Origin of the sequence: Propionicimonas sp., assembly GCF_047606205.1 — a bacterium.
Classification (GTDB): domain Bacteria; phylum Actinomycetota; class Actinomycetes; order Propionibacteriales; family Propionibacteriaceae; genus Propionicimonas.
This window is the reverse complement of sequence record NZ_JASGES010000221.1, coordinates 1-10325: the sequence shown is the minus strand read 5'-3', so window position 1 is coordinate 10325 and position 10325 is coordinate 1. Positions and strand designations below refer to the sequence as shown.

9 protein-coding genes, 1 tRNA gene and 1 other RNA gene are annotated in these 10325 nt (G+C 71.8%); 3 read left to right on the top strand and 8 right to left on the bottom strand.

Going from position 1 to position 10325, the window contains the following annotated elements:
* The 8 genes from ileS to QM633_RS13725 all read right to left on the bottom strand — a co-directional run.
* The coding region (gene ileS / locus QM633_RS13760) for an isoleucine--tRNA ligase (protein ID WP_415154330.1) at positions 1 to 2169 on the bottom strand (2169 nt) is incomplete at its 3' end.
* A 351-nt stretch (positions 2170 to 2520) separates the two neighbouring features.
* Complete coding sequence (locus QM633_RS13755; RefSeq protein WP_415154329.1) at positions 2521 to 2910, bottom strand: SHOCT domain-containing protein; 390 nt, start codon at positions 2908 to 2910, stop codon at positions 2521 to 2523.
* Between the two features lie 159 nt (positions 2911 to 3069).
* Positions 3070 to 3924 carry an HAD family hydrolase gene (locus tag QM633_RS13750; RefSeq protein WP_415154328.1) on the bottom strand — a complete coding sequence of 285 codons (855 nt, stop codon included), beginning with the start codon at positions 3922 to 3924 and terminating at the stop codon, positions 3070 to 3072.
* Positions 3925 to 3936: 12 nt separating this feature from the next.
* Positions 3937 to 4536: a recombination mediator RecR gene (gene recR / locus QM633_RS13745; protein WP_415154327.1), complete on the bottom strand. Its 600-nt coding sequence runs from the start codon at positions 4534 to 4536 to the stop codon at positions 3937 to 3939.
* A 133-nt stretch (positions 4537 to 4669) separates the two neighbouring features.
* Positions 4670 to 4981 carry a YbaB/EbfC family nucleoid-associated protein gene (locus QM633_RS13740; protein WP_415154326.1) on the bottom strand — a complete coding sequence of 104 codons (312 nt, stop codon included), beginning with the start codon at positions 4979 to 4981 and terminating at the stop codon, positions 4670 to 4672.
* Positions 4982 to 5033: 52 nt separating this feature from the next.
* A complete protein-coding gene (locus QM633_RS13735; protein ID WP_415154325.1) occupies positions 5034 to 7442 on the bottom strand; it encodes a DNA polymerase III subunit gamma and tau in 2409 nt (802 codons plus the stop codon).
* A 50-nt stretch (positions 7443 to 7492) separates the two neighbouring features.
* Positions 7493 to 7590, bottom strand: an RNA gene (ffs, locus tag QM633_RS13730) — signal recognition particle sRNA small type.
* Between the two features lie 47 nt (positions 7591 to 7637).
* On the bottom strand, positions 7638 to 8423 hold the full coding sequence (locus QM633_RS13725; protein ID WP_415154324.1) for a carbon-nitrogen hydrolase family protein: 786 nt from the start codon (positions 8421 to 8423) through the stop codon (positions 7638 to 7640).
* Positions 8424 to 8587: 164 nt separating this feature from the next.
* Here QM633_RS13725 and QM633_RS13720 point away from each other — a divergent pair, with 164 nt between their 5' ends.
* The 3 genes from QM633_RS13720 to QM633_RS13710 all read left to right on the top strand — a co-directional run bounded on the left by QM633_RS13720 (position 8588) and on the right by QM633_RS13710 (position 10323).
* A complete protein-coding gene (locus QM633_RS13720) occupies positions 8588 to 9091 on the top strand; it encodes a SigE family RNA polymerase sigma factor (protein WP_415154323.1) in 504 nt (167 codons plus the stop codon).
* Complete coding sequence (locus QM633_RS13715; RefSeq protein WP_415154322.1) at positions 9091 to 10155, top strand: hypothetical protein; 1065 nt, start codon at positions 9091 to 9093, stop codon at positions 10153 to 10155. Before QM633_RS13720 ends, QM633_RS13715 begins: the two co-directional genes overlap by 1 nt.
* A gap of 83 nt (positions 10156 to 10238) precedes the next feature.
* Positions 10239 to 10323: transfer RNA gene (locus QM633_RS13710), tRNA-Ser, on the top strand.
* Positions 10324 to 10325: the final 2 nt, after the last annotated feature.

The following is a 10325-nucleotide window of genomic DNA, read 5'->3' as shown; positions in this document are numbered from 1 at the left end:
GTCGGGGACGGTTCCTGACTCGGTCCGCGGACCGAGTAGAGAACCGTCCCCAACTCGGTCCACCCCGGGTCGGGCGGGGGACCAGCCGTTGGCCCGGGCGTACAGGCTCTGGAACGACACCGTGTTGAGGTAGGTCATCAGGACCTTCCGGACGGTCTCCTGGATGGTCTGGTGGCCCACCCGGCGGGACGCCCACGGCGAGCCGCCGGCGGCCATGAACCAGCGCACCGCGTCCGCGCCGTGCTTGTCCATCAACGGGATCGGTTCGAGGATGTTGCCGAGGTGCTTGCTCATCTTGCGGCCGTCCTCGGCCAGGATGTGGCCCAGGCACAGCACGTTGGCGTACGAGGACGCATCGAACACCAGCGTCCCGATGGCCATCAGCGAGTAGAACCAGCCCCGGGTCTGGTCGATCGCCTCACAGATGAAGTCGGCGGGGTAGGCGGCGTCGAACGACTCCTTCGAGCCCTCCAGCCACGGGTAGCCCCACTGCGCGAACGGCATCGAGCCGCTGTCGAACCAGGCGTCGATCACTTCCGGCACCCGGTGCGAGGGCTCGCCGCACTCGGGGCAGGCGAACACCACGTCGTCGACGAACGGACGGTGCGGGTCGAGCCCGGACAGGTCGCGTCCGGCCAGCCCGGAGAGTTCGGCCCGGGAGCCGACGCAGGTCTGGTGCCGGTTGGCGCAGCGCCAGATCGGCAGCGGCGTCCCCCAGTACCGGGTGCGCGACAGCGCCCAGTCGATGTTGTTGTTCAGCCAGTCGCCGTACCGGCCCCACTTGATCGTCTCGGGATACCAGTTGGTGTTGGCGTTCTCGCGCAGCAGTTCGTCCTTGATGGCGGTCGTGCGGATGTACCAGGACGGCTGGGCGTAGTACAGCAGCGGCGTGTGGCAGCGCCAGCAGTGCGGGTAGGAGTGGTCGTAGGGCAGCACCCGGTACATCAGGCCGCGCGCGGTGAGATCGTCGACGATCACCTGGTCGGCCGCCTTGAAGAAGAGCCCGCCGACGAGGTCCAGACCGGCCTCGAACGTGCCGTCGGGCAGGATCGGGTTCACCAGCGGCAGGCCGTACGCGCGGCAGACCGCCATGTCGTCCTCGCCGAACGCCGGGGCCTGGTGGACGAGGCCGGTGCCGTCCTCGGTGGTCACGTAGTCGGCCAGCACGACGTAGTTGACGCCGCCGACGACGTCGGGGAACTCCACGAGGTCCAGCGGACGCGCGTAGCGCCAGTGCTCCATCTCCGCGCCGCGGAACGTCTGTCCCAGCGCCCACCCCTCGCCCAGCACCTTCTCGACCAGCGGTTCGGCCACGACGAGGGTCTCGCCCTGCGGGGAGTCCTTGGTGGCCACGACGTAGGTGACGTCGGGGTGGACGGCGACGGCGGTGTTGCTGACCAGCGTCCACGGCGTCGTCGTCCACACCAGCAGCGACGCCTTGCCCGCGAGCGGGCCCGACGTCACCGGGAAGCGGACGTAGACGCTGGGGTCGGTGACGTCCTCGTAGCCCTGGGCGAGCTCGTGGTCGCTCAGCGTGGTGCCGCAGCGGGGGCAGTAGGGCGCGACCCGGTAGTCCTCGACGAGCAGGCCCTTGGCGTGGATCTGCTTGAGCGCCCACCAGACCGACTCGACGAAGCCGGGATCCATCGTCCAGTACGCCTCGTCGAGGTTCACCCAGTAGCCCATCCGCGTGGTGAGCTCGGTGAACGCGTCCACGTGGCGCGAGACGGACGCGCGGCACTTCGCGTTGAACGCCTCGACGCCGTAGGCCTCGATGTCGGGCTTGCCGTTGAAGCCGAGCTCCTTCTCCACGGCCAGCTCGACGGGCAGCCCGTGGCAGTCCCAGCCTGCCTTCCGGTCGACGTGGAAGCCCTGCATGGTCTTGAACCGCGGGAACACGTCCTTGAAGACCCGGGCCTCGATGTGATGGGTCCCCGGCATGCCGTTGGCGGTGGGCGGGCCTTCGTAGAACGTCCACGGCCTGCCGCCGGCGGTCCGCTCGAGGGAGGCGGCGAAGGTGCCGTTCTCGGCCCAGAAGTCGAGGATCTCGTGCTCCATCGCGGGCAGGTCGAGCATGGCGGGCACCGCGCGGTACTGACCGGTCCCCGCGTCATCCCGCCGCGGCCGGGCAGTTCCGACGGCGCCGCTGGAGGTCGAATCGGTGGTCATTGTCATCCTTCGTCGTCGATCCCTGCGACGAAGGGACGAGCCTGCGGCCCGCGGTACCACCCTTCTTGGGCGCCGTGTGGACGCCCCACTTCGTTGCCGTCCGCCGCCGGTTCTAGTGGGGGCCCGCAGGCCCTGTTCTTCCGGCAGCTCCGGGGTGATGGCCCCATCCCAGCCTCGCGGACCCGGCCAGCTTACGCGGGCCCCGCGCCGCTCTCCAAGAATCGCTCCCGGCCGGCGTCCTTCCCGGCACCGGGAGGGAACAGCCGAGGACCCGGACGATCCGGTCGTCCGGGTCCTCGGGCCGAGGCGGGGCGGGGAGGAGGCGGCGTCCGTCACCCGCGTCGGTGGTGCTCAGATGCCGGGGTCGTCCCCCGGATCGGCTCTCGGTTCGTCCGCCGGCTTCGGTGCCGCCGCCTGCGGCGTCCATTCGTTCGTGGCCGGGCCCTGGGATCCCAGCAACGCCGCCTTGCGGGTCATGTAGTCCTCGACCTCGATCTCGCCGCGGGCGAGCCGTTCGTCGAGGATCTGCAGGGCCGGCGGCAGGAACGGACGGTGGTTCGGGTGGTGGGCCCACGGGCCGGGTCCGCCGGGTCCGAACTTCTTTCGCTTGGCCTTCTTGACCAGGAAGACGACGAGCAGGGCCAGCAGGGCCAGCACCACCAGGGTGCCGATGAATCCCATGAAGCCCCACAGCATGCTGCTGCCGCCCATGCCGCCTCCCGGACCGGGGAAGTGACGCATTCCAGACCTCCTCTGGTTGGTGCCGTTCCTCCATGGTGCCTGCCGAACCTGTGCTGGCCCTGTGAGTGCGGCCTCAGCTTCGGGGACATCTCCGGATTCAGTGTGACCGCAGCACCAGCCGTCCGGAAGTCACCCTGAGGGTGACCCGTCGGGCACGGATCAGGCGGAGAGGATGAGTTCGATGCCGCGGGCGACGCCGTCCTCGTCGTTGGACGCGGTCTGCCAGTCGGCCACGGCCAGGGCCTCGGGAACCGCGTTGCCCATCGCGACGCCGAGGCCGGCCCAGGCCAGGAGCTCGATGTCGTTCTTCGCGTCGCCGAAGGCGGCGACCTCCGTCCGGTCGACCCCGAGCAGCCCGCACAGCCGCGCGACGCCGGACGCCTTGGTCACCCCGGCGTTCCCGATCTCCAGGAACGGGGCGCCGGACGTGGTGGCGTGGAAGCCGGTCAGGCCCGAGCCGGCGAGCAGTCTCAGCAGGTCGTCGGCGCTCAGCCGGGGGTGGCGAGCGGTGAGCTTGAGCGTGGGCTCGGCGAGGACGTCGGAGAGCGGTGCCGCGTCCAGCGTCCACTGGCCGTCGCGCTCGCGGGGGGCGAGCAGGTCCAGGTAGCCGGGCTCTGCGGCGTGGCCGGCGCCGTGGTCGCGGACGGCGGAGAAGCGGACGCCGGGCGCCGCGCGGCCCAGGAAATCGGAGAGTGTGCTCAGCGTCGGCACCGGCAGCAGGTCCTCGAACAGCACCTCGCCGGTGCGAAGGTCGCCCGCGATGCTGCCGTTGCTGCCGACGACGTAGCGGACGTCCGCGGGCTGGATCAGCGCAGGCACCTGGGGCACCTGGCGTCCGGTCGCGACGACCACCGGTACGCCGGCCGCGGCGGCGGCGCCGATCGCGGCGACCGAGCGAGGGCTCACGGTGCGGTGGTCGATCAGCAGGGTGCCGTCGAGGTCGGTGGCGACGAGGCGGATCGGGCGCGCGAGGTCGGGTAGGAGGAGTTCGGTGCGATCTGCGGTGGAGGTCATTCGGCTCTCTGGTCAGGCGGTCAGCTGGCGGCGTCCCTGGAAGGCGCGGCCGAGGGTGACCTCGTCGGCGTACTCGAGGTCGCCGCCGACGGGGAGCCCGCTGGCCAGCCGGGAGACAGTGACCCCCATCGGAATCAACAGCCGCGAGATGTAGGTGGCCGTCGCCTCACCTTCCAGGTTGGGGTCCGTGGCAAGGATAACCTCCGTGACCGTGCCGTCGGCCAGGCGCTGGCACAGCTCCCGGATCCGCAGGTCGGCGGGGCCCACGTTGTCGATCGGGCTGATCGCGCCGCCGAGCACGTGGTAGAGGCCGCGGAACTCGTGCGTCCGCTCGATCGCCATCACGTCCTTGGACTCCTCGACCACGCAGATCGCCGTGCGGTCGCGGCGCGGGTCCCGGCAGACCCGGCAGGTCTCCTCCTCGGAGATGTTGAAGCACACCTCGCAGAACCGGACCTTCTCGGTGACCTCGCGCAGCGTGGCTGCGAGGCGCTCCACGTCGGCCTTGTCGGTGGCGAGGATGTGGAAGGCGATGCGCTGGGCACCCTTGGGGCCGATCCCGGGCAGGCGGCCCAGTTCGTCGATCAGGTCCTGGATCGGGCCTTCGTACACGGTGTGTTCCTTGTCCTGCGGTGGTGGGGCGGCCCTTCGCGTCGGCCCGGGCGTCCCGGGGACGGCGACGGGAGGCGCGAGGTCGCCGGTCCCGACGGCGTCTCCGGGCGGGCCCGCCCGGAGACGTTGCTGCTTACAGGCCCAGTTCGGGCAGCGGCGGCATGGTGGCCTGGGCCAGGGCCATCGCCTGGTGGTTGGCGTCGCGGACGGCGGCCACGACGAGGTCGGCGAGGGTCTCGGTGTCGTTCGGGTCGCACACCTCGGGCTTGATCACGAGCGCAACGAGCTCGCCGGTGCCGGTGACGGTGGCCTCGACGAGGTCACCGCCCGCGGTGCCCCTGACCGTCTTCGACGCGAGCTCCGCCTGGGCCTGCTCCAGCTGGTCCTGCATGGCCTGGGCCTGGGCCATCAGCCCCTGGAGGTCGATGCTGCCGGGATCGAACATGCTGTGCTCCTGTCGTGGTGAACGTCGCTCATCGTAGTTTGCGGCCGGGTGCTCACTCGTCATCCTCGGCGATCAGCTCCGCGCCGAGGTGCTTCCTGATCAGCTCGTCGGCGGACGCGGCGTCCTCGGCCACCTCGACGTCGTCACGGCTGGGCTCGTCCTCGGGTTCCGGCTCGGGCGGTGTCGCCTGCGATCGGGTCGCCCGCAGGTTGGCCCGCGCGGCCTCGGCCGCCGCGGAGCGTGGTGGGCTGGTCGGCGAGGAGGGTGGCCCTGCGGGCGGGGGAGCGCTGCGTGCGGGTTCCGGCTCGGCGGTCGCGTCGATGATCGGGTTGATGTGCAGGGCGGCGCCGAGCACCTCGATCACCGCCTCGCGGAGGACGTCCGGGCTGCCGCCGCGGCCGAAGCTGTCACGGGCGCCGGCGTTGGACAGCCCGAGGGTGAGGACCCCGTCGCGGACCTCGACGACCTGTGCGTTCTGGCTGAGCAGGATCCAGGTGAAGCGGCGCCGGTTCTTCACGTTGTCGAGGATCTGCGGCCAGAACCGGCGGACGTCGGCGGTGCCCAGACCACCGGTCTCGCCGGTCGGCGCCGGGGCAGCCGGTTCGGGAGTCGGGGTCGCCGCACCCGGACCGGACGATCCGGGTGCCCCGGCGTGACTCCCCTCGGAGCGGTGCCCGTGGGAAGGCTTCGGGCTCGGTGTGGGCGCGGGGGCCCGCCCCGAGGGCGCCCCCGGCCGCGTCGAGGCTGCGGGCGCGTCCGCCTGCTGCGGGGACTGGTCGGCAGGCGATGAGGGTGCGGGGTCGACGTCCCAGGGCGGGGTGTCGGCGGTCGCGCTCGGCGGTTCGGCCGGTGTGCCCGGCCGGTCGGGGCGCCGTGGCGTCCTTTCCTCGCCCCGGGGCTCTGCCGGAGCCGGCGAAGGGGCGGGGTTGGCCGCTCGACTGCGGGGCTGCTCGGTGACCGGGGCGGGTTCGGCCGGGCGATCCTCCCGCAGGGGGACGGTCGGTCCCGGCTCCGCCGCGGCAGGCACGCCCACGCTGAGGCGGCGCTCGAGGCGGTCGAGGCGGGCATGCAGGCCGCGTCCGTCGACGTCGGCGCCGGGAAGCAGGACGCGGGCGCACATCAGCTCGAGGTGCAGGCGGGGCGCGGTGGTGCCGCGCATCTCGGTGAGGCCGACGGCGATCACCTCCGCGGCGCGGGTGAGCTCGCCGGCGCCCATCGCGGTGGCCTGGGCGGCGAGACGGTCGGCCTGGTCGCCGGCCACGTCGACGAGCCCGCTGCTGAGCGCCTCGGGGACGGCGGCGACGATGATCAGGTCGCGCAACCGGCGGAGCAGGTCCTCGGCGAAGCGGCGGGGGTCCTGGCCGACCTCGATGACCTTGTCGACGGCGGCGAACACACCCTGGGCGTCGCCGGCGGCGAAGGCGTCCACGATCTCGTCCAGCAGCGCGTCCGGGGTGTAGCCGAGCAGGGAGGTGGCCTGGCTGTAGCTGACGCCGTCCGCGGCGGCGCCGCCGAGCAGCTGGTCGAGCACGGAGAGGGAGTCGCGCACCGACCCGGCCCCGGCGCGCACGACCAGCGGCAGGACGGCCGGCTCGACGGCGATGCCCTCGGCCTCGCAGAGCTTCGCCAGGTAGGCCTGCAGGGTCTTCGGCGGGACGAGCCGGAACGGGTAGTGGTGGGTGCGCGAACGGATCGTGCCCAGCACCTTGTCGGGTTCGGTGGTGGCGAACACGAACCGGACGTGCGGCGGCGGCTCCTCGACCACTTTCAGCAGGGCGTTGAAACCCTGCGGCGTCACCATGTGCGCCTCGTCGATGATGTAGATCTTGTAGCGGCTGTGGACGGGCGCGAAGAAGGCCCGTTCGCGCAGGTCGCGGGCATCGTCCACGCCGCCGTGGGACGCGGCGTCGATCTCGATCACGTCGATGCTGCCGGCGCCGCCGCGGGCGAGGTCGCGGCAGGACTGGCAGACGCCGCACGGGGTGGGCGTGGGGCCCTCCGCGCAGTTCAGGCAGCGGGCCAGGATGCGGGCGCTGGTGGTCTTGCCGCAGCCGCGCGGGCCGGAGAACAGATAGGCGTGGTTGACCCTGTTGTTGGTGAGCGCGCGCTGCAGGGGCTCGGTGACATGCTCCTGGCCGATCACGTCGGCGAACGTGTCGGGACGGTAGCGGCGGTAGAGGGCGAGCGGGGTCTCCGGACGGGTGATCTGCTCGCTGGAGGGCTGGCGCAGGGCGTCCACGGCCTCCATCAGGGACGCGGTGACCTCTTCGTCGGAGCGGCGGTGGGGACCGACCTCGACCGGGGCGTCCGCCGTGTCGGAGGGCAGGTCCTCGACCACCGGCGAGTCGGCGGAATCCTCGTCGAACAGGCCCGGACCGTTCTGCCCGAACAGGTCAGGGCCGTCCTGCTCGAAGAGGTCCAGGGGATCCTCTGCGAACAGGTCTTCGTCGCGGTCGTCCACGGTGTGAACCTTACGGGTAGCCGGTGACAGAACCGAAGCCGCCGGCGGAAATGCAGCGGCCCCCGCGCACCCGGAAGAGCTCACTTACCCTTGCTGTCTTCCGACCCTGGGGGAGTTGGGCGAGGTACCGCCGCGCGGGGAACCGCTGACCAGCTTACCGGGCGGCATCGGTGGTGCGCGAGCCGGTGCCCCGGGTCACTCGAAGCGGCGGGCGTGACGCAGGATGGGCAGGCGCTCCCGGACGCCCTCGACGAGGTCGAGGTCGAGGTCGACGACGGCCAGCTCGTCGGCGTCCCCGAGCTCGAGGAGGACTTCGCCGGTGGGGTCGACGACCATCGAGTGGCCCACCCCGGTGGGCCTGCGGGAGCCGTCGTCGGCGGGGGAGAGGGACTGGTCGACACCGACGACGAAGCTGGTGGAGTCCATGGCGCGCGCGGTGGCGAGCGTCCGCCACTGGTGCAGCTTGCCGGGCCCGGGCGCCCAGGAGGTGGGGACGACGATCAGCTCGGCGCCGAGCCGCGCGAGATGGGTGAACAGGCCGGGGAACCGGATGTCGTAGCAGGTGGCCAGGCCCACCGTGCGGCTGCCGAGGGTGAAGGCGACCGCCTCGGTGCCGGGCTCGATCTGGGCGGACTCGGCGTAGCCGAGGGCGTCGAACAGGTGCACCTTGTCGTAGCGGGCCTCGGCGGCCCCGGTGACGAGCAGGGTGTTGCGGACGCGGTCGCCGCCAGTGGTGGTGAACATGCCGGCGACGATGGTGGTGCCGAGGTCGGCGGCGGCCTGCCGGACACCGGCGGCCCAGGGCCCGTCGATGGGCTCGGCCGCGTCCGCCCTGGCCCGGGAGAACGAGCACATGGCGGCCTCGGGGAACACCACCAGCTCGGCGGCCTGGGCCGCGGCGTCGGCGGCGAGCTGCCGGACGCGGGCGAGGTTGTCGGCCGGCTCGGTGGACGCGGCGAACTGGGCGAGGGCGATCCGCACGGGTCCAGCGTCGCACGGCTGAGCGGAATTGCCCGCTCGATCCGCCCTTCGGGGTGATATCGGCCCCGAGTCGCCATCGACAGTGCAAACCCGTTCACGGGCTGCCGGCAACCTTTGGCCGGTGTGCTGCGTAGTTCATGGTGTAGGTCGAAGAGAGAGGCGCCATGGCCGGAACGCCCACCCCCAGCCCGGACGCGGAGTACGTGGAGTTCGTGCGCGCTGCGTCCGGGACGCTGACGCGTACGGCGTACCTGCTCACCGGGGACCGGGAGCTCGCCTCGGATCTGGTGCAGGAGGCGCTGGTACGGACCTACCTGGCCTGGCGCCGGGTGCGGCACGGGGAGGCGACGGCGTATGCGCGACGCGTCCTGGTGAACCTGAACATCGACCGGTGGCGTCGTCGGCAGGCCGTCCCTGGCGAACTGGACGAACGCCCGGACCTCACGGACGGGCACGGGCGGGTCGACGACCGCGACGAGGTGGTCCGGTTGCTCGCGACACTGCCGGACCAGCAGCGCCGGGTGATCGTGCTGCGCTACTTCGACGACCTGACCGAGGCGGACACGGCGCACCAGCTGGGGATCAGCGTGGGCGCGGTGAAGTCGGCGGCGTCGCGGGGTCTCGCCACGCTGCGATCCCGCTACACGACCGTGGGAGGAGAACGGTGATGAACGATCTGGAGGAGCAGCTCAGGACCGACCTGCGCACGGCGACCAGCGACATCGGGTCCGAGCTCGACCCGGACGCGCTGCTGCGGGTCGGACGCCGCGTCCGGCGCAACCGGGTGGTACGGCGCCTGGCGGTCTCGGTTGCCGCGGTGCTGGCGGTCGGCGCGATCGGCCGGTTCAGCCTGAACAGCCTGATCGGGGGCAGCAACCCCGCCGTCGTGGTGGCGACACCCTCGCCGGACGCGTCTTCCCCGTCCGCTCCCGCGTCACCGGGGACGGCGCAGCAGTCGATCTCGATGGCAGGGGGTTTCAACGGCGTGGCGGGAGCTTTCAACGAGGTGAGGGTCACGGCGACCTCGAACGGGACAACGATCACAGCGCGCTTCCTGGCCTCCCTCGACGGGACCGTGGTTGCCGACGCCACGGTGACCAGGCAGCTGGACGGCTCGCGCCCAGAACTCGTCCGCCTCGGCAGCCATGGCGTGGTGGCCGTCGTGCCTGGGGCGGTGCGGGGACAGTCCCTCTACGGGACGGATGCGTCGCTGAGCGGCAGGGCCACGCTGGACCCGCTCGGGGCGACAGCGCTGGTCTTCCTGACCGAGGCGAAGGTGAGGGCGCCGCACCTGCAGCTGATGTGGGAGGACGGCGGCGGCGCGTTGCAGTCGACGCTCGGTCCGGTGCCGAGCGCGCGGGTCACCGTCGACGGCGAGGAGGTCGTGGTCTTCCGCAGCGAGGCGCTGGACTCGCAGGGCCTGTGGGGCTCGTGGTCGTCCGCGGTGAACGGTGCCAAGCCGTCGGACATGCTCGAGGGGGGCACGGCGAGAGGGGAGGGGACGGCTCCGAAGGAGTGGCGGCTGACCCAGGTCGGCATGCTGCCGCCCGGCTCCACCGACGTCTCACTGACCCTGGCCTCGGCCGACGGGGGATGGGCCCAGGCCGAGCTCCCGGACGGCTGGGTCGCCGTGGTCGCGGCGATGCGCTCGACCAGCGACAAGTCCCGTCTGGTCACCTCGCTGTCCTACACGGACGCGAAGGGTGTCCGGCACAGCTACCCGTCGAAGTAGCTCGGAATCGCCTCGAACCCGTGGCTGACAAGGACTGATGCCCGGTTGGAGTTCGGCGCCGCTGACCCGGTATCCTTCTCGACGGAGGATTCGCCTAGAGGCCTATGGCGCTCGCTTGGAAAGCGGGTTGGGTTCACGCCCTCACGAGTTCGAATCTCGTATCCTCCGCC

Coding starts and splice junctions, on each gene's coding strand:
- QM633_RS13755 (WP_415154329.1), bottom strand. CDS start 2,910: ATGCGTCACTTCCCCGGTCCGGGAGGCGGCATGGGCGGCAGCAGCATG.
- QM633_RS13750 (WP_415154328.1), bottom strand. CDS start 3,924: ATGACCTCCACCGCAGATCGCACCGAACTCCTCCTACCCGACCTCGCG.
- QM633_RS13740 (WP_415154326.1), bottom strand. CDS start 4,981: ATGTTCGATCCCGGCAGCATCGACCTCCAGGGGCTGATGGCCCAGGCC.
- QM633_RS13720 (WP_415154323.1), top strand. CDS start 8,588: ATGGCCGGAACGCCCACCCCCAGCCCGGACGCGGAGTACGTGGAGTTC.
- QM633_RS13715 (WP_415154322.1), top strand. CDS start 9,091: ATGAACGATCTGGAGGAGCAGCTCAGGACCGACCTGCGCACGGCGACC.